Raw genomic sequence first — 18,564 nt, 5'->3', positions numbered from 1 at the left:
TTGAACCCATACGCAGGGCCGTCGTAGGTGAGCCATCCGGTCCATCGCGGCGCCTTTGGTCAGGGACGCACGACGGTGAGTTTAAACGGCCCGCTGTTTTTCGCAGCATGCGCGACTGAATCATTCACTCTCTCAAGCGGAAACTCGGTTACGTCATAGTGGCTCAGATCAAGCAGTCCCGCGCGTATAAGGCCGCAGAGCGTAGGGACTGCCGAAGGTTCATACATCCACTGCCCTTTTACGGTAATGAGGTTACGCATTATCCAGGGATAAGGTAGCGAAAGATCGTCCCCACCCAGCATGCCAACACCGCCCATAAGGACTGCACGACCATAAGGTCTGACTGACATAATCGCATTCCGGGCGACAGAGGCCTGCGCAGACGGCGGAAGGAAATCAAGGACCGCATCAATGGGTCCCCCGGCCATATGCTTCATGGCAGCAATATCGATCTCTGCTGTACCTGTGAGCTTTACTGTTTCCACACGCGATCCAAAACGTTTTTTCAAATCGTTCAGCACCCGTTCACTACGGCCCGGTGCGATGACTTTATGGGCTCCCATTGCCAGCGCAGCAAGCACAGCGGAACTGCCGAAATTACCGGTTGCGCCACTGACCAGCAGGCGCTCTCCCGCTTTCAAATCCATAGATAACAATCCGCCATAGGCTATAAGCAGCGTATTGATGGCACACCACCGCCCCGCTTCTGCAGGCGATATGTCGCCAATGGGCACTGCGTTTTCAGTCGGAATGCGTATTTGTTCAGCAAGACTGCCATTCAGGTGATATTGCTGGATTTTTTGTCCTCCTTCACCACGGGCACTCCATCCCTGAAGGACAATTTCTGGCGACAGCGCGTTGTCACGGGAACGCACCGTCGGATCGCAGAATACCCAGTCTCCTGGTTTCAGCCAGGCTGAGTCAGGGCCGGTCTGGCGAACCTTTCCGATGGCACCACAGCCCGGGATGACCGGCACAGGTAAAAGATATTTTCTTTCCCCACTCAGTACTTCATTCGTGTAGGAGAGAACGGGCGCCGCAACCACATCGACAATGACTTCCCCGGTTCCCATCACCGGTGCAGGCACATTCTTAACGTCTAGCGGGTGGCCAAAGGCAGTAAGCACAGCAGCTTTCATGGTCATATTCTCCTGAGGGCATAGAACAATATGAAACCATCATAGGGCGACCAAAAACGGCGTAAAATACACTAGTTTTATACAGGTATAATTTACTACCAGGTTCAAAAAATGGTTAAGAATACTGAGCTCAGTCAGTTTTTACGTTCACGACGTGCCAGGGTGAAGCCTGAGCGCCCCTCCTCTGCCGTGCCAGAAAGACGGCGAACGCCCGGGTTAAGGCGTGAGGAAGTTGCGGCGATGCTGGGAATAAGTACGGAATGGTATACCAAAATCGAACAGGGACGGGTCAGCACGCTTTCCGAGCGGATAGTTAACGCCCTGGGTAAAGCTCTGCAGCTGAACAAGGCAGAATTTCTGCACCTGAAAACACTGACAGGCCGGAAAAAAAGTGCAGATATCGAACATGAAGTCCCGGCTAGCTTATCGCATCTTGTCAGGGCGCTGAGTGAGCCTGCCTACGTCACCAATGACAGATGGGATGTATTGGTGTGGAATTCTGCAGCAGAACAGGTCATCACGGACTTCAGCCTGTTGGCTGCAAATGAGCGAAATATCATGGTTTTCATGTTCACTACAGAGGAGGCCAGATACCTTTTTGGCGACACCTGGCCTGCAGAGGCACAGAGAATGCTCGGCCTGTTTCATTCCAGTTATTCACGAAATGCAGACAATGAGACCTTCACTGCGCTGGTAGAACGCTTAAGCCGTGAATGCCCGGAGTTTGATACATGGTGGAGCGAGCATGTGATAACGGCGCCGGTGTCCGGAGAGAAAAAACTCACAGGGAAGGACGGGATAACGCGGACATTCTGCTATTCAACGTTTACGTCAAATGACTCCCCTGCACTCAAGCTGGCAATTTATGTCCCGCTGTTATCTGCATCGGGCAGCAAGGTTATATGACATCATGATTCCGCCGGAGCAGTATTAAGGGGGTTAAGCTGAGTCTGCCGTAGCATATAAAGGGCGATCTAACCTGCCGGTGATCCATGACGAAGTGGAGCGGCATCAGCGTGAAGAAATACGTTATTATCTCCAGGAGCGCCGACATTATTCCGGGGTATGTCGACTGCTGGACTGCACAAGCTGTACATACATAACCCATCTGCCATTCAGAAAAGGTGACAGGCTGTTTCATATTGCGTCCCGCAGGTTACCAGCGTGGTGTGGAAAACCATGAAGTCAGCCAGTCTGTTAATGCACTGATTTTTGCCGACTGCAACTGGCTTGAAGGTTTCATTAACCAGACACCATCCTCGCCTGTTGCCTGCCAGTCCGACAGCACTGGCACCAGTGAACCCTCAGCCAGTTCTTTCTGTACCAGCCAGTTGGCCGCGAGTAATATCCCCATACCCGATTGAGCGGCCAGTATAAGCCCATCCATTTCGTCACTCTCGTAACGCGTCTTAACAGGTACCGCTATCTGTTGACCGTCTTTCTCGAGTCGCCATTCGGGCCAGCTGTGCATGGGTGTGAAACCCAGGCAATCATGCTTACGAAGGTCCTGAGGGTGTGTTACAGGAGAATGGCGCTCCAGGTAATCCGGCGCGACACATAAAATGCGACTTGTATTTGCTAGCTTTCGGGCAATTAATCTGCTGTCCTTCAGAACACCAATACGGATTGCCATATCAAAATTATCACCCAGTAAATCTACGTAGCGATCGCTGCAGTGCAGCACAATACGGATGTCAGGATAGGCTTTTAAAAAGAATGGTAAGGCCTGTACGACCCACTTTCGTCCGAATGAGGCGGGAACGGTAAGGCGAATCGTCCCGGCCGGACGCGCTGCCAAATCACGGGCTTCCTCTTCCGCTTCCCGCAGCAATTCATCTGCCAATTCAATTTTTTGCCGATAGCGTAAGCCCTCTTCTGTGGGACGTATGCGGCGGGTGGTGCGTTCCAGCAGGCGAATTCCCAGACGTTTTTCTAATGCAGCTACACGCCGGGAAACGACAGAGACATCTCTTCCCAAATCGCGCGCACCAGCACTAAAGCTGCCAGCGCGAACTACTGCAAGAAAAGCCTCCCGCTGACGATAATCGTCGTCATGCATTATTGCACCTCATGCAACAGTTATTTGTTTTTCAGGCTCATTATAGCGTCAGTTCTGCCTCAAAATGATCGTATTAATTGAACAGGGGGACACCATGAAAGCTATCCACTTATCCGCTGCAGGAATAGACAGCTTAAAAATATGTGATATTTCACCACCACAACCAGGGTATGGCGAAGTGCTGATTCGTCAGCATGCTGTAAGTCTGAATTACCTTGATTTGGCGCTGGCCACTGGTAAATTCGGCGCTGTTTCGCAGCCGGTTATTCCTGGTGCAGACAGCGCGGGAGAAATTGTTGAGTCTGGAGAGGGAGTTGAAGGCTGGCAAATTGGCGAACGTGTGGTGCCGGGGATGATGTCTCACTGGCATGCTGGAGCAATACGATCTCAACATCATCAAATATTACGCGGAGTTACGACCAACGGCGGGCTGGCAGAATACGCTGTAGTGCCTGCTGAGTCACTGGTGCGTATACCCGATTTTCTCAACTGGCAACAGGCAGCGACGTTACCCATTGCCGCAACGACCGCATGGAACGCTATAGTGCGCGGTAAAATACAGCCTGGCAGCACTGTTTTACTGCTTGGCACGGGAGGGGTGAGTCTGTTTGCAATGCAATATGCGAAGGCAGCAGGTGCGCGGGTGATCATCATCTCCTCTTCTGAGGAAAAACTGGACAGAGTGAAAGCCCTGGGAGCGGATGAAGGAATTAACTATCACGAGGTGCCCGAATGGGATCAACGGGTGCTTAAGCTGACTGATGGGCATGGCGCTGATCTTGTACTGGAATCAGTGGGTGGCTCAACATTTACGAAATCGATTAACGCAGCAGCTCATAACGGAACCATTTTCGTTATTGGCTTTGTTGGTGGCGCTGAAGTCAGCATGCCTGTTCTGCCCGTAATGCAAAAGATGTTGAATATTGTGGGTAACAATACGGGTTCTACTTCAGATTTGCGCGCGGCGGTCAGGGCGATTGAAACCTCCACGATTTATCCCGTAATTGATCGTATTTTCACTTTTGCCGATACACGAAAAGCTTATCGCTACCTTGAGGCTGCCGGACATATCGGGAAAGTGGTTATTAGTCTGGATGCATAACGCTGAATCAGCCGGGGAGTTCATCATGGGGCCTGATACCGGCTGATTACTCCTGTCCAGTAATGATGGACACTATTTTCCAGGAAACGGAGCCCGCTGCGCAAAAGCGCTGAATGAAACGCTGGCATAAGAGTGCAGGATTCATTTTTTTTCCAAAGAAGTATTAATAGTCCGATTTTCCATCAGGTGATAAGGTCAGGTTTCCCGGGAATTCTTAAACAGGATTGAGCGTGAGTATTTCAGAGAAATATGAGTGGTATAAAGATAACTACCTGATAAGTACAGACAGAAAAAAACTGGATGTGCAGGCTATCCATCTCTATCTCACGAGGTCAACCTGGGCAAAAGGGATTGATCTGGCTCTTGTCCGTGCATCCGTTGAAAACAGCCTTAATTTCGGTGTTTATCACGATGAAGCCCAGATTGGTTTCGCGCGCTTAATAACAGATTACGCTACGTTCGCTTACCTTTGTGATGTTTATATCCTGGAGGAATATCAGGGAGAAGGGTTGGGCAGATGGGTGATGCAATGCATACATGATCATCCTGTTTTTGAGCGGCTTCGCAGGATCATGTTGTTTACAACCACAGCGCCCTGGCTCTATGAAAAATTTGGCTACGAGCCTGTTAATCGGGAAAACTATGCATGGAGTATCACACGTCCTGATATTTACACTCATGCAAAAAAGACTGGCTGACCCGCGTTCCTGTCTGTCTCCAGTCTGGCGTATACACTCCAGATCTGCAATGTCCGCTTCTGGCACTGAGCGGACTGGCGACAGACGGATGTCCGCTATGAGCGAAGAGCGGAAGTTCGAAGTGCATACTTATACCTAAGCGCTCTTTAGCGAGGGTGGAGTACCAAGATAAAGCCGTTGCTGTTTCCAATATTCGATACCGCCAAAATGCTATCCGCCCTAATCCATGCTCTGGCTACATGGATCTGCAAATGCGGTGCATTTAGTGCACTGATGATTTGGGAGCTTTCATTTAATAATCGCACGATATACGTAACAACATACTCTCCCGAATCAAAATACCCATCCTTCTGCTGTCTTTCTTTAAACACACTTTTGCTGCCCTTAGGCCAGCGACGCCGCAGAGCGGAAAGCAGGATATTGACGTAATTAATATTGGCCAGTGCCAAGTCTGCTATGCGATCTTCTTCACGGGCAGTGCTGCGTTCAGTAAGATAAAAACCAGGGATTGCCGGGCCGAACGGAGTGTAAAAACTCGGCGGATTGCTCTCGCGATACAGCAAATTCCAGACCTCTCCAAAGGGAAAAACCTCTTCGTCATAAAACAAAGTGCCCAAGCGAATGGACTGCATTTGTAATCTTCCATGCAGATACAGAGGCAGCTTAGTATTCTCAAGCCTCATGAAATACCTACGGAAAAGGATGCATATCTTTTCGCTGAGACATCGCAAAGGTTTACTCTGCCAGAGTCGCCATTTTTGTCTCCGTTCAGCGATATCGAGCATACAGCCAAACGCATCGATTTGCTCATCAAATGAGACTTTGAGTGGGCCCCTTAACCACCGAGCAAGATAAAATAAAAGCGCTGTTGCAGGTTTATTTTTAGCCCGAATCAGGCCTGTACGATTCACGTTTCTAACTTTTTCGTGCGGGGATTTTAGATAGTTCTGTATCAGTAGCGCCCCTGCAATAAATCCACGGGAGTAGTAAATCTCAGCTTCAAAAGGCACTAACAAATTGTCGTTCTCCAGCCGGCGTTTCAAATAGCGGAGCTGCTCTTCGGCTAGTTGGCCAAGACCCATAGAGCTGGCCAGGCGTGTACCGGTAAGGTACTTTTCTTTCTCAGTCGGGATGTAATATTCAGTTAGCGCAATTCGCCACCAATCATTACCCTCTCCTGTATCGGCCAAAGTCCTACTAGAAACTCCAAGTAAAGAGGTCAATAGTTCTGCCGTTGGCCCGTATTGAATCTTCATACCGCCAAAGGCCCCTTGCCAATAGACCATCGGTTCACGATTTTCCTGATCGTCGGGTCGCCAGAACTCTTGCTTTACTTCCGAGCTGTGGCCAATCCATACCAACCGGGTCGAACGATCTCCATTCCAGCGCTCACGGATCCAGTGATTAACGTCAAAATGGTCGGTACCGCTGTAGCCTGCTACCACCATTAAATCTGCCTGAACGGTTACCTGCTCAAGCAAAGTTTTAATTACCTCCGGTAGTCCGTGTTCCAGGTCTGCAAGCGTTGCACCAAGTCCAGAGCAGCCATGCTCTATGGTGCCATGTATCTTGATAATACCCCAGTCTTCGCCGTATTCTCGATGCAGGATGTCAAAAGCTTTGGTATCAGGATCGATCACATGCACAGGGATTTGATGACAACCCGCCTGTTCAATACAATCATCAAAATTGGTGGTAATACACCAGCTACGGTGCTTAATCAGGTAATCGGCAATCAGGTGATGATTTGCATTCGGAGGACGGTGGGAAAAAATACGCAGCAGTTCCCGCGCGGAACCACTACGTTCAGCGCCTTCAATGGTTGAAGGTTCAAACGCTTTATCGAGCACATGTTCTAAGCGTGGCAGGCTTCGCCCCATCCATTGATTGCATTGGCTAAATACCGTTTTTATTTCGGAAGCCGCTTTGTTGTCTAATAAATGGTCGAGCAGAGCTTCAGTTAGATCATATCCTCCAGGTAACTGCGTAGGGGACTCAATCGAAATTCCCGCGCCAACCATTAATACAACCTTGCCCGGGCAGGGCCACTCGGGCGTGAACCCCTTCCAACCAAACCACCAGTCATCCATTTCCATAGTTTTACCTTTAGGCTGCTTAAATGTGCTATTAATGCCTTAATTTTTCTGGTAATTCAAACCGTCAAAAAAGCACAAATGCGTAACCTGCGGTCGAGTTTAAAATCGATAACTAATTTTCAAGACGTACAGCCGCTGACGTTCAGCTCAGTTCAGCTTTGCAGTTTATTGTCACCATAGGAGAAATAAGCTCACCACCCAGATACCGATGTCAGTATCTCTCATAGGAACTATATGCTAATGAATTTCAGGCCTAGTGCGTTTTTAATGTCCATAATGTCCGCTTCTGGCACAAAACGGACATTCAGCATGCATTTTTACAAAGTACCAACATCCCCATGGTCAGTATGTGAAAGCATGTAACCCTTCACTCGTCCCGTGTTTATAAGCCCCCATACCCCACACCTATTTTTTGGGAATAACTGCTTAGCTCAGTGCTGACATTGATATGAGCATGCCCGCACTTTCTGGGCATAAACAGGGAAGGTAGGGTATGGCGCGATTTATACGGCTGTAACCGGCTACGACGGGCGTACGGCACCGTTCACCTTCACACCGGAACGCTCTGCATGCCCAAAAAAATGAGGTAAAAAATCGTTCATATTGAGGAAACCTATTTTTTCAAGATGCTCAATCAGGAGTGCTGATACGGGGGAATTGTCATTCAGCTACCGTATTTTTATTGTGGGAGTTGCGATCTGCTTCAGGGCTCTGGTCGATATTTATTGCCCTGGCTAACTCCTCCATTGCCCGTGTTGCTGACTGAAGTCGGTCATCACCCATCTTCATGGACAACTTATCTTTAGCTGATTTCCATACAGGCAAGGCTTCTGCCATGAGCTGGTATCCGGAATCCGTCAGATTTAGCCGCTTTCCTGCGCGGCCGCGTCCACCTTCGGAACGGACTAAACCTCTCAATTCCATGTTCTGAACATTTCGGCTCAGGGTTGTGGCATCAACACCCGCGCTGACCGCAAGATCAACTATTGTGGCGCCCTCGAAAGCTCCAATTCCGACCAACAGGCTAAATTGCTCGGCGGTCAAACCGAGCGATTTGAAACAGACATTGTAGTAGCGCGTGACTGCGCGCGCCGTGGCACGAGCCTGAAATCCCGGACATTCTGCTGCTACATCCCTGAAATACTTTGGATCAAAACCGCTCATGAGGTACCTCTTGAAATCCCGATTAATGAATAATACTGTATATGCATTATTTAACAACTGGAGAAGCATCATGCCTGCATACGTGCATATCAATCTGCGTGTTATCGACCCTGACAGGCAGTCTAAACTGGCTCCCCGGTTTCAGGCAGCTCTGAAAGAAGCTGGCGGGCGAATCCTGCATTTTGGCACCGTCTCGGAGGTTCTTGAAGGCGATGAGGTGCCACTGCCATTAGCTGGCGTATTTGAGTTTCCAACCCTTAACCAGGCGTTAGCCTTCTACAACTCTGAAAAATACGCCCCCATCAAGACCGAACGCCGGGAAGCTCAGGAAGCACGGATGTTCATTGTCGAAACCGACTGAGATCCTTTCCCGGAATACAGACAGATTCTTTTGAGTACATGCTGTGCCTCCTAAGGCTTTGCCAGGAAACCAAAAATATCCTGCGCAGAGCCTGTTTATGATGAAGACAAAACCTGCATCCCTGGATAGGGTATAAAAATAAGATTCATATAAATCAGTCGTTAAGTGCAACTCTTGATTCCAGATCACAAAAAATTGTTGCCGTTTTCAGTACGCCATAACACCGGTGAACCCGTTTTCGCATCAGTGCACCGATGGCTACCATTTCAGGTTTGCCCCTGAGACACATTTCCTTGTAGATATTACGCATCCGTTTATTGTTAATTTTTCCGCATAGGGCAGACATGTAGAGCTTTGCTCTGAGCTGAGGCGGCCGATTTAAGATATGCGTGGCCGTCCCCGAACGTTTTTCAAGAGGCACTATGCCTGGAAAAGCCGCAGCCTGATCTGCTGATTCAACGTTATGGCTCCGCAGCACAACCAGCATGTGCATCCCAGTGGGGCCCGACAGATTTAATCGACGTCAGCAGCGCACAATCCCGTTTCAGGTCTGGGCTGGCCTGAATGTCCGCTTTAACCTGCCATTCAATCTTTCTCACTTCTTCATGGAGCAGCTGCGCCATCCTGATGCATGAACCGATGACGTCTGCAGGCGTGTCAGTAGACTGATATTTTTCGAGCCGGTTTTCCCCCCGCATAGCGTCAGCCAGCAGCACATCCCAGCGATACCGACTGGAAACATGATTTCACTCCTCTCACATAGAGTGTCACGCCAGTTCGCCTGGTATATACGGAGTCGTGCTCACGGAGACCCGGTCCGGTACGCCCGGAAAATCTGACGCAGGCATTGACGCAGGCGCGAACCCGCTGCGGTCTGGATGAGGCGGACAACCCGCCAGCTTTCCATGAGATCCGCAGTTTATCGGGAAGGTTATTTGAAGCGCATTATGGTGAGGTGTTTACACAGCGGTTGCTGGGTCATAAGAATCTCTCGATGACGCAGAAGTATCCCGACTTCCGTGGCGATGAGTACGTACTGGTATGAGGCATATGTAATTACGGACAAATTTCGGACATTTTCGTACAGGCGAAAATCTGAACTTGCAAATCATGCATTTCTGAATATGCGGTATATGTATCATATTTGTTAAAAACCGCCCGCTTAATCCAGAAAATTCAACGATATATGGGCACGATGCCTGCATATAAATGGTAGTAATACTTACTAATTCATAACTTTATAATCAGACAGTGAGATTTTTCTTTGGCCTTTTTCGGACGGATTTCGGCCCGCCCTTACCAGCCAGAATAAAGTTTACCTGGACTGAGAAGAAAAAGCATGGCGCGACTGGCAGTGGTAAACATCAGGTTATGGTGAAGCGTTCTGGATACCATGCAAACGGGCCTCAGTGTCCGACAGATTGCCGGTTTTGTAATGCAGCGATAGCGTTTATTTAGGGTAAAATCTTAAGAAAAATGTCTGAGTGAGGTAACTGACAGGAATAAGTTTTATGCGAAAGGCACTTATGATAGGGGCTGTCACTACAGATTCGCAGATAATGCTTTTTACGACCGTCTCACCCCCAGCCGTAGAAACCGTGTCCCTTCCTTCGGCACGGTGAGCATCAGTGCGCTGCAATATCACTTAACTCCAATTCACACCCATGCGTTGCAACTCGATCGGCACGGTAATAGCGCACCACATCGCCCACAATCAGTAACGACGGCGACACCGGTTTTTGCTGTTCAACAGTTTCAGGCAACCCGGCCAGCGTGGTGATCAGCACCCGCTGGTTCTGACGCGTACCGTTTTCAATGATCGCCACCGGCGTCGCCTCGCTGCGGCCATATTCCCGTAACCGGGCGCTAATCACGCTGCTCCAGCTTAATCCCATGTAAAACACCAGCGTCTGATTGGTCGCGGTCAGCGCCGCCGCATCCAGCTGCGGTTCGCCGCTGCGCCCGTGTCCGGTGATAAAGCGCAATGACTGGGCACAGTCACGGTGCGTCAGCGGAATGCCGCTGGCAGCCGCACAGCCCACTGCGGCGGTAATACCGGGCACCACTTCGCAGACAATATTCGCCTGCTGCAGGCTGACCATCTCTTCACCGCCACGGCCAAAGATAAAGGGATCGCCGCCTTTTAAACGCACGACATTGCGCCCGCTGGCAGCCAGGTCCACCAGCAGTTGATTAATCTGAGCCTGCTTCAGGCCGTGATGACCCGGCTGTTTACCCACGTCGATACAGAGTGCACTGCTGGCGACTTCCGCCATCACCGCTTCGCTGACCAGGCGATCATAGACCACGACATCCGCACGTTGCAGCAGGCGCAGCGCCTTGACTGTCAGTAGATCCACATCCCCCGGTCCGGCCCCTACCAGCCAGACTTTGCCAGGGCTGGACGCGTTGTCCGGCGCCAGCAGTTTATCTAAAGGGTTGATCGCAATCATCATTCTTCCTCCGGTACAGCAACGGAAAGCAAAAGGTGTTTTAGCTCCGGCAGGCAGGAGCCGCAGTTGGTACCACAGTTGAGTGCGTTACCCAGTGCCTGAGTGCTGTGACAGCCCTGTTTAATCGCCTGTAAGATGGTGTTTTCCCCAACGCCAAAGCAGCTACAGATCGTCCGGCCAGCCACGGCACGTTGTGCCGATTGTCCCGCCAGCAGAGCATGCCGGTCCGCCGCATTCACAGGTGCCTGGCGAAAAGCCTGAGCAACCCAGTCATGGTTGATCTCGGGTAAAGACGCGCCTGCATAAAAGACCAGGTGCAGCTCACCGTTACGCCAGGCCAGCAGGCGGTAATGCGGTTCCGCCGCATGAGCGGTTTGCAGTTGCAGCCCGGCCAGCGGGATCGTTGCCATGAGCCACTGTTCTGGCGAACCGTCTCCAGCCACGCTAAAGCGTTGCACGCCCTCATAGGGTGTTCGCGCCCAGTAGCGCAGCGCATCAGGCGGGCTTGCGTCGCGCTGCCAGAGCCAGCCCTGCCAGCTGACGTTGAGCGGGTGGATACGCACAGCGGTTTGTTTAAATGCAGGCTGTGCCGAGACTGGACAGCGGGTTGAAGCCACCAGTCCGCCAACCGTGCCCTGCAGGCTGAACTGTCGGTTCCAGTGCATAGGGACAAAGATCTCACCGCGCCGCAGACCGCTGTCCAGCGTCACACGCACCGTCACCCAGCCCGCGTCGGACTGCACCCGTGCCAGTGCGCCCGCGCACAGGCCATAGCGTTGTGCGTCCTGCGGATGCAGGGCTGCAAATGGCTCATCACAATGCTGCATGAGCCGGGGAACCAGGCCGGTACGCGTCATGGTGTGCCACTGATCGCGGATCCGTCCGCTGTTCATTAATAACGGGTAAGCCGTTTCGCACACCACTGGCTGCGGCGTGGCCGGTGGCAACAGGCGGGCTTTACCATCAGGATGGTAAAAGTGCCGGTCGCTAAACAGCCGGGCGCAGCCCTCGGGATAACGAGCGTTGATTGGCCACTGTACCGGCTTCATCGCATCCCACTGTGCGTCGCTCATACCGGCCAGACCGCTGATATCAAAGGCGCGCTGGCCGTTGTTCTCAAACCCCGACAACGCCGCATGCTCGCGGAAGATGGCTGCCGGATGCGTCCAGGTAAAGCCTTCATGAAAGCCCAGACGCTGGGCGACCTGCGCGAGTAACCACCAGTCCGGTTTAGCTTCTCCGGCCGGAGGCATAAACGCGCGCTGGCGGGAAATCCGGCGTTCAGAATTGGTCACGGTGCCGTTCTTTTCCCCCCAGCCCTGCGCGGGTAGCAAAATATGCGCAAAGGCGGTGGTATCCGTTTGCGCCAGCACGTCTGACACAATTACCAGCGGACAGGCAGCCAGCGCCCGGGCAATGCGATTGCCTTCTGGCATCGAAACCGCCGGATTGGTGCCCATAATCCACACAGCTTTGATTGCTCCACGGTCAATGGCGTCAAACAGATCAACCGCCGTCAGGCCGGGCTCACGCGCCATACGCGGACTGCGCCAGAAACGCTGTAAACGGTCGCAATCTTCTGCGGTGAAACTCATATGCGCCGCCAGTTGGTTGGCCAGCCCCCCTACTTCCCGCCCGCCCATCGCATTCGGCTGTCCGGTCAGCGAAAACGGGCCGCAGCCGGGTCGGCCAATCTTGCCGCTCAGCAGGTGCGCATTGAGAATAGCATTGTTGTTGTCACTGCCGCTTTGTGACTGGTTAATGCCCATGCACCATAAGGTCAGTACGCGCTCATGCCGGGTAAACAACCCGTAGAACGCGGCGATCACTTCATGGCTGATATCACAATGGGCTGCCACCGCCGCACCATCCCACTGCCGCGCGGCCCGTAAGGTTGTGTCTACACCGTCCAGATGCGGCAGCATCGTGACGTCAATGCCGTCATGCTGTTCCAGCCAGTGCAGCAGGCCCGAGAACAGGGCCGGATCGCTGCCCGGCCGGAGCGGTAAATGCAGATCGGCGAATTCACAACTGGCCGTGCGGCGCGGATCGATAACCACAACCTGCATCTCAGGGCGCTGCACTTTTGCCTGTTTCAGGCGCTGAAACAGCACCGGATGGGCCCAGGCGGCGTTCGAGCCGACAAGAATGACTACCTCGGCCTCATCCAGATCCTCGTAACAGCACGGTACGGCATCCGCCCCAAATGCCCGTTTATAGCCTGTCACCGCGGAGGCCATACACAGGCGTGAATTGGTATCGATGTTGGCGACGCCGAGAAAGCCTTTCATCAGCTTGTTCGCCACATAGTAATCTTCCGTGAGCAACTGGCCGGAACCGTAGAAAGCCACCGCCTCCGGGCCATGCGCATCGATAATCCTGCGCAAACCATCAGCCGCGGCATCCAGTGCCGTCTCCATGCTGACCCGCTGGTGATGAAGCTGAGGATGCAGCAACCGTCCGGCCTGTGTCAGGGTTTCGCCCAGTGCCGCGCCCTTTACGCATAGCCGCCCGGCATTCGCCGGATGACGGGTATCGCCACTGACCTGAGGCGACGCGCTCTGCGGCTGCGTGACCTCGACGCCGCAGCCCACCCCGCAATAAGCGCAGGTAGTTTTCATGATGCCTGCGCCATCAGGTTAAGCGGACGGTTTGCGACCCAGACCTGGCCGTCCTCCAGTTTAACCGGCCAGCAACGCAGCTGATGCTGGGGATTATCAAGGCTCTGTCCGTCACGCAGGCGTACACGCTGTTTGTAAAGCGGCGAGATCACCACCGGCTCCCCCGCAACATCACCAAGGATACCGCGTGACAGTACGCTGGCTTCGCTGCCCGGCTCACGATCCTCCAGCGCATAACAGTCATCACCCATGCGGAATAAGGCAATACGGACGCTGCCAAGACGGGCTCCGATGCCGGCCTCTGGCGGAATGGCCTCCAGTGGGCAGATTTCGCTCCAGGGTTCGGCGGGCAGATGCATCAGGGGAATACCACTAGCCTTGTGTGGCTGGCGCTGTCCGCGCACGCGTGCATAGTGCAGCGTTTCATCCGGCTGATCGCTGTTCACTGTGGCGGTAAACAGCGCACGTCGCGAGGGATCGGCCAGCGTGGTCTGCCATTCGCATTGCCAGGTGTCCACCACCTGTTGCATTTCCTGTTCCAGCGTGGCGGCGATCCCCAGGCTGTCATGAATCACCACCTCACGCAGGTAGTCCAGCCCGCCCTCCATGTTATCCATCCAGACGCTGGTACGCTGCAGGCGATCCGCCGTGCGCACGTAGAACATCAGAATCCGGTCGACGTACTGGATTAGCGTGTCATCGTCCAGATCGCTGGCAAACAGTTCCGCATGGCGCGGCTTCATGCCGCCATTGCCGCAGACGTACAGGTTCCAGCCGTTTTCCGTGGCGATGACCCCGATATCTTTACTTTGTGCTTCCGCACATTCGCGGGTGCAGCCGGACACCGCCATCTTGATCTTATGCGGTGCGCGCAGACCCTTATACCGGTTCTCCAGCGCGATGGCGAAGGCGGTAGAATCCTGCACGCCATAACGGCACCAGGTCGAGCCGACGCAGGATTTCACCGTACGCAGGGATTTTCCGTAGGCATGACCGGTTTCAAAACCGGCTTCCAGCAGGGTTTCCCAGATAGCAGGCAGCTGGTCCAGCCGCGCACCAAACAGATCGATACGCTGGCCGCCGGTAATTTTGGTATAGAGATCGTAACGCACGGCCACTTCGCCGATGGCAATCAGGCCCTGTGGCGTGATCTCGCCCCCCGGCACGCGCGGTACGACCGAATAGGTGCCATCTTTCTGGATATTGGCAAAGTAACGGTCATTCGTGTCCTGTAACGGTAAATGTGCCGTTTTCAGCAGGTAATCGTTCCAGCACGAGGCCAGTAGCGACCCCACCAGCGGTTTGCATACCTCGCAACCACAACCCCGTCCGTGGCTGGCCAGCAGATCGTCAAAGGTTTTGATGCCATTAATACGGATCAGGTGATACAGCTCCTGACGGGAATAGGCGAAGTGCTCACAGATGTCTTTTTTAACAGCGACGCCCAGGTTTTCCAGCTGAAGCTCCATCACCTGTTTTACCAGCGCGGCGCAGCCGCCACAGCCTGTTGCGGCTTTAGTGCAGCTTTTTATACTGGCCATATCGCCACAGCCACTCTGCACCGCATGGCAGATATCGCCTTTACTGACGTTATGGCAGGAACACACCTGGGCACTGTCCGGCAGCGCAGCGACGCCCAACCCTTTGGCCGGCGCGCCATTCAACGCAGGCAAAATCAGCGCTTCCGCTGCCGTCGGCAGCGGCATGGCGTTTAACATCATTTGCAGGAGCGTGGCATAGTCGCTGCTGTCTCCCACCAGCACGCCGCCCAGCAGTCGTGCATTGTCGGCGCTAACCACGATCTTCTTGTAAATGCCTTTTGGCCCGTTGGCCCAGTGGTAGCTCAGGCTGCCCGGCGTTTTGCCGTGCGCATCGCCAAAGGAGGCGACTTCTACGCCCAGCAGCTTCAGTTTAGTGCTCATGTCGGCACCGGTGAACTGCGCCGGTTCGGCCGCCAGATGCCCGGCCAGCACACGCGCCATCTGGTAGCCAGGCGCTACCAGGCCAAAAATCTGCCCGTTCCACAACGCGCATTCGCCGATAGCATAAATGTCGCTGTCACTCGTCTGGCATTGATCATTGATGGTAATGCCGCCGCGCGGCCCCACGCTGATGTCGGCGCTCCGGGCCAGCTCATCACGCGGGCGGATACCGGCAGAGAACAGCACCAGATCGGTGGCCAGCTCGCCGCCATCGGCAAAGTGCAGCACCAGACTGCCGTCAGGCTGGGTGGCAATCTGTTCGGTCTGCTTCGAGGTATGCACCGTCACGCCCAGCGAGTCGATCTTTTGCCGCAGCATCAGCGCCCCGCCGTCATCCAGTTGCACGGCCATCAGGCGCGGCGCAAACTCAACCACGTGCGTCTCCAGCCCCAGCTGCTTCAGCGCATTGGCGGCTTCCAGCCCCAGCAGCCCGCCGCCGATCACCACGCCGCGCTGACTCTGGCGGGCACAAGCTGCGATGGCATCCAGATCGTCCAGCGTGCGGTAGACAAAGCAGCGCCCGGCGTCATGGCCGGGTACCGGTGGTACAAAGGCGCGGGAGCCGGTGGCCAACACCAGCTTATCCCAGGCCAGCTCACGTCCCGCGCTGTCACGCAGGCTGCGCTGCTGGCGATCGATCGCCTCTACCCGGCAACCGCTGCGCAGTTCAATTGCGTTCCGGGCAAAAAAATCCTCGCTCACCAGCGACAACTCTGTTGCCGTTTTACCGGTGAAATACTCAGAAAGGTGAACCCGATCGTAAGCCTGATAGCGCTCTTCGCCGTAGACCACAATGTGATAATGCTGATGCAGGTTACGGGCGACCAGCTGCTCCAGAAAATGGTGGCTGACCATGCCGTGACCCACCACGGCTAATACAGGTTTCGTTTGGCTCATCACAGGGTTTCCTGCAGCCAGCGGCTGCGTTTCAGGTTCATCAAGGCCGAACAGCGTATTCACAGAAACCGGTCCGGCATTATGGAGTTGGTTCAGCAGCGCGCCACTTTGCTGGCAGTCGCCATACAGCAGCACGCCGTTCAGTCGGCCGTCTTTGAGGAACAGGCGGCGATAGTGCCCGGCGATCGGGTCAAAACTGGTGACAGACGGGGCTTCGCGAACGTCACCAGCGCTAAACAGGGAAATGCCGCTGACTTTGAGACGGGTGCCCGTGGCCGCACTGTAGAAACCTCCCTGAGGCCGATCGGCCAGTTGCGCCGCCAGAATCTTTGCCTGGGCCAGACAGGGCGCGACCAGACCGAAGGTCTCGCCGCTGATTTCACAACATTCGCCTACGGCATAAATTCCGGCGTGCGCAGTGCGCAACTGGCGATCCACCAGAATGCCGCGCTGACAGGGAATACCGGCGGCCTGCGCCAGGGCGATCGCCGGCTGGACACCAATGGCCATCACCACCTGCTGCGCCGCCAGCACACGGCCATCGTGGAGGATCACGCTATCCGTGCGGATCGCCGCAAGGCTGGCATTCAGTTCACAGCGAATGCCGCGCGCCCGGAGCTGAGCCAGCAGTAATTCCCCTGCCCTGATATCCAGCTGTCTGTCCAGCAAACGTGACTGACGATGAATCAGCGTGACCTGACGTCCCTGCGCCTGAAGTCCGGCGGCGGCTTCAATACCCAGATAGCCCCCACCGACCACCACTACCGGACCGTGCCCGGCCAGCAAAGTGTTCACATCCTGCAGCGTGCGAAACGTGCTGACATGCGGCAGGTCGCTGCCTGGAACAGACGGCCTGCAGGGCTGCGATCCGGTCGCCAGTACCAGGCGGTCCCAGTGCAGCAGGCGCTGGTCGGTGCGTAAGGTCCGCTCAGCAATATTCACCTGTTCCACCGTCTCTCCCACCCGCAATGTTATGCCGTGACGGTGATACCAGTCAGGGTCGTGGATCAGCGTTTGCTCAACGGTGGTTTCTCCGGCCAGCAGCGGCGACAACAGCACACGGTTATAGTTGCCGTGCGGCTCACGGCCAATCACAGTGATGTCGTAACGCATCGGCGCCAGCTGCAACAGAGTTTCTACCATGTGCATGCCCGCCATCCCGTTACCCGCAACCAGCAGCCGTTGTCTCATGGTGTCGTCCTTATGCCGCCGAAGTCTGTTTTTCGTAGAGAAAATGCAGCACTTTCTGGCGCAGCTGGTGATAACGCACGTCATCCGCCAGCGCCACGCGTGAACGCGGCCGGACCAGGTCGATCGTCAGGATATCGCCCACCTGCGCCGCCGGACCGTTGGTCATCATCAGTACCCGATCGGACAGCAACACGGCTTCATCCACATCATGGGTAATCAGGACGATGGTGGTGTTCAGCGCCTGCTGGATGCGCATGACGCTGTCCTGCAGATGCGCGCGCGTTAAGGCATCCAGCGCACCGAAGGGTTCGTCGAGCAGCAGCACGCGAGGTTTCATTGCCAGCGCGCGGGCGATACCGACACGCTGCTTCATGCCGCCGGAGATCTCGCCGGGGCGTTTATGCATGGCATGACTCATTTGCACCTGGTTCAGGTTGTGCTCGATCCAGTCACGCATTTCCGCCTTGTTCATCTTGCCTTTAAACACCTGCTCTACCGCCAGCTCAACGTTCTGATACGCCGTCAGCCAGGGCAACAGCGAGTGGTTTTGAAACACAACGGCGCGCTCAGGGCCGGGGCCGGTGACTTCGCGGTTATCGCATAACAGGACGCCGCTGGTAGGTCGGGTTAAACCGGCGATCAGGTTGAGCAGCGTGGATTTACCACAGCCGGAGTGGCCGATCAGGCTCAGGGTTTCCCCCTGATGAATATCAAAGCTGACATTATCGAGCGCCAGAAAATCGCCGCCGGAAGTGGTAAAACGCTGGCTGACCTGCTGTACACGAATGATAGGTTGCATAG

14 protein-coding genes and 1 pseudogene are annotated in these 18,564 nt (G+C 54.3%); 6 read left to right on the top strand and 9 right to left on the bottom strand.

The window, feature by feature from the left end; translation table 11 throughout:
- Positions 1–59: 59 nt before the first annotated feature.
- Positions 60–1,139: a zinc-binding dehydrogenase gene (locus tag C1Y42_RS11945; protein WP_104093640.1), complete on the bottom strand. Its 1,080-nt coding sequence runs from the start codon at positions 1,137–1,139 to the stop codon at positions 60–62.
- 111 nt (positions 1,140–1,250) lie between these two features.
- On the opposite strand from C1Y42_RS11945, the gene C1Y42_RS11940 reads away from it, so the two are divergent.
- Entirely contained in the window at positions 1,251–2,045 is a 795-nt protein-coding gene (locus tag C1Y42_RS11940) for a helix-turn-helix transcriptional regulator (protein ID WP_058775117.1), read from the top strand.
- A 49-nt stretch (positions 2,046–2,094) separates the two neighbouring features.
- Positions 2,095–2,322: pseudogene (locus C1Y42_RS24010) on the top strand (hypothetical protein); the annotation flags it as partial.
- Here the strand turns inward: C1Y42_RS24010 and C1Y42_RS11935 are convergent.
- Positions 2,296–3,198, bottom strand: a complete 903-nt coding sequence (locus tag C1Y42_RS11935; protein ID WP_058775118.1) for a LysR family transcriptional regulator — start codon at positions 3,196–3,198, stop codon at positions 2,296–2,298. The pseudogene C1Y42_RS24010 and the gene C1Y42_RS11935 overlap by 27 nt on opposite strands.
- Positions 3,199–3,292: 94 nt before the next feature.
- Here C1Y42_RS11935 and C1Y42_RS11930 point away from each other — a divergent pair, with 94 nt between their 5' ends.
- A complete protein-coding gene (locus C1Y42_RS11930) occupies positions 3,293–4,300 on the top strand; it encodes an NAD(P)-dependent alcohol dehydrogenase (RefSeq protein ID WP_058775133.1) in 1,008 nt (335 codons plus the stop codon).
- A gap of 230 nt (positions 4,301–4,530) precedes the next feature.
- The gene (locus C1Y42_RS11925) at positions 4,531–4,998 is read left to right on the top strand and encodes a GNAT family N-acetyltransferase (RefSeq protein WP_058775119.1); all 468 of its coding nucleotides are present in this window, start codon (positions 4,531–4,533) and stop codon (positions 4,996–4,998) included.
- Positions 4,999–5,144: 146 nt separating this feature from the next.
- Here C1Y42_RS11925 and C1Y42_RS11920 read toward each other — a convergent pair whose 3' ends face one another.
- Together C1Y42_RS11920 and C1Y42_RS11915 are read right to left on the bottom strand one after the other, a co-directional pair.
- Positions 5,145–7,094: an SIR2 family protein gene (locus C1Y42_RS11920; protein WP_233210713.1), complete on the bottom strand. Its 1,950-nt coding sequence runs from the start codon at positions 7,092–7,094 to the stop codon at positions 5,145–5,147.
- Positions 7,095–7,754: 660 nt separating this feature from the next.
- Positions 7,755–8,258 carry a MarR family winged helix-turn-helix transcriptional regulator gene (locus tag C1Y42_RS11915; protein ID WP_104093639.1) on the bottom strand — a complete coding sequence of 168 codons (504 nt, stop codon included), beginning with the start codon at positions 8,256–8,258 and terminating at the stop codon, positions 7,755–7,757.
- Between the two features lie 70 nt (positions 8,259–8,328).
- Here C1Y42_RS11915 and C1Y42_RS11910 point away from each other — a divergent pair, with 70 nt between their 5' ends.
- Complete coding sequence (locus tag C1Y42_RS11910) at positions 8,329–8,619, top strand: DUF1330 domain-containing protein (RefSeq protein ID WP_104093536.1); 291 nt, start codon at positions 8,329–8,331, stop codon at positions 8,617–8,619.
- A gap of 154 nt (positions 8,620–8,773) precedes the next feature.
- On the opposite strand, the gene C1Y42_RS23875 is transcribed toward C1Y42_RS11910, so the two are convergent.
- Positions 8,774–9,106, bottom strand: a complete 333-nt coding sequence (locus tag C1Y42_RS23875; protein WP_233210712.1) for a transposase — start codon at positions 9,104–9,106, stop codon at positions 8,774–8,776.
- Positions 9,107–9,400: 294 nt separating this feature from the next.
- On the opposite strand from C1Y42_RS23875, the gene C1Y42_RS24055 reads away from it, so the two are divergent.
- Positions 9,401–9,664 (top strand): tyrosine-type recombinase/integrase, encoded by a 264-nt coding sequence (locus C1Y42_RS24055; RefSeq protein ID WP_104093535.1) that lies wholly within the window; start codon positions 9,401–9,403, stop codon positions 9,662–9,664.
- 580 nt (positions 9,665–10,244) lie between these two features.
- Here C1Y42_RS24055 and cobA read toward each other — a convergent pair.
- The 4 genes from cobA to C1Y42_RS11880 are packed head-to-tail and all read right to left on the bottom strand — an operon-like array spanning position 10,245 to position 18,562.
- Positions 10,245–11,075 carry a uroporphyrinogen-III C-methyltransferase gene (cobA, locus tag C1Y42_RS11895; protein WP_104093534.1) on the bottom strand — a complete coding sequence of 277 codons (831 nt, stop codon included), beginning with the start codon at positions 11,073–11,075 and terminating at the stop codon, positions 10,245–10,247.
- Complete coding sequence (locus tag C1Y42_RS11890; RefSeq protein ID WP_104093533.1) at positions 11,072–13,693, bottom strand: nitrate reductase; 2,622 nt, start codon at positions 13,691–13,693, stop codon at positions 11,072–11,074. The genes cobA and C1Y42_RS11890 overlap by 4 nt, the downstream gene beginning before the upstream one ends.
- A complete protein-coding gene (nirB, locus tag C1Y42_RS11885) occupies positions 13,690–17,763 on the bottom strand; it encodes a nitrite reductase large subunit NirB (RefSeq protein ID WP_104093532.1) in 4,074 nt (1,357 codons plus the stop codon). Before nirB ends, C1Y42_RS11890 begins: the two co-directional genes overlap by 4 nt.
- 10 nt (positions 17,764–17,773) lie before the next feature.
- Positions 17,774–18,562, bottom strand: coding sequence for an ABC transporter ATP-binding protein (locus tag C1Y42_RS11880; RefSeq protein WP_021508711.1), 789 nt, complete (start codon positions 18,560–18,562; stop codon positions 17,774–17,776).
- Between the last annotated feature and the right edge of the window lie 2 nt (positions 18,563–18,564).

It is taken from the genome of Pantoea sp. ICBG 985, from assembly GCF_002928365.1.
GTDB classification, from domain to species: domain Bacteria; phylum Pseudomonadota; class Gammaproteobacteria; order Enterobacterales; family Enterobacteriaceae; genus Pantoea; species Pantoea dispersa.
This window is presented reverse-complemented; position numbering and strand designations above follow the sequence as displayed.

Coding starts and splice junctions, on each gene's coding strand:
- C1Y42_RS11945 (WP_104093640.1), bottom strand. CDS start 1,139: ATGAAAGCTGCTGTGCTTACTGCCTTTGGCCACCCGCTAGACGTTAAG.
- C1Y42_RS11940 (WP_058775117.1), top strand. CDS start 1,251: ATGGTTAAGAATACTGAGCTCAGTCAGTTTTTACGTTCACGACGTGCC.
- C1Y42_RS11935 (WP_058775118.1), bottom strand. CDS start 3,198: ATGCATGACGACGATTATCGTCAGCGGGAGGCTTTTCTTGCAGTAGTT.
- C1Y42_RS11930 (WP_058775133.1), top strand. CDS start 3,293: ATGAAAGCTATCCACTTATCCGCTGCAGGAATAGACAGCTTAAAAATA.
- C1Y42_RS11920 (WP_233210713.1), bottom strand. CDS start 7,094: ATGGAAATGGATGACTGGTGGTTTGGTTGGAAGGGGTTCACGCCCGAG.
- C1Y42_RS11915 (WP_104093639.1), bottom strand. CDS start 8,258: ATGAGCGGTTTTGATCCAAAGTATTTCAGGGATGTAGCAGCAGAATGT.
- C1Y42_RS11910 (WP_104093536.1), top strand. CDS start 8,329: ATGCCTGCATACGTGCATATCAATCTGCGTGTTATCGACCCTGACAGG.
- C1Y42_RS23875 (WP_233210712.1), bottom strand. CDS start 9,106: ATGCTGGTTGTGCTGCGGAGCCATAACGTTGAATCAGCAGATCAGGCT.
- cobA (WP_104093534.1), bottom strand. CDS start 11,075: ATGATGATTGCGATCAACCCTTTAGATAAACTGCTGGCGCCGGACAAC.
- C1Y42_RS11890 (WP_104093533.1), bottom strand. CDS start 13,693: ATGAAAACTACCTGCGCTTATTGCGGGGTGGGCTGCGGCGTCGAGGTC.
- nirB (WP_104093532.1), bottom strand. CDS start 17,763: ATGAGACAACGGCTGCTGGTTGCGGGTAACGGGATGGCGGGCATGCAC.
- C1Y42_RS11880 (WP_021508711.1), bottom strand. CDS start 18,562: ATGCAACCTATCATTCGTGTACAGCAGGTCAGCCAGCGTTTTACCACT.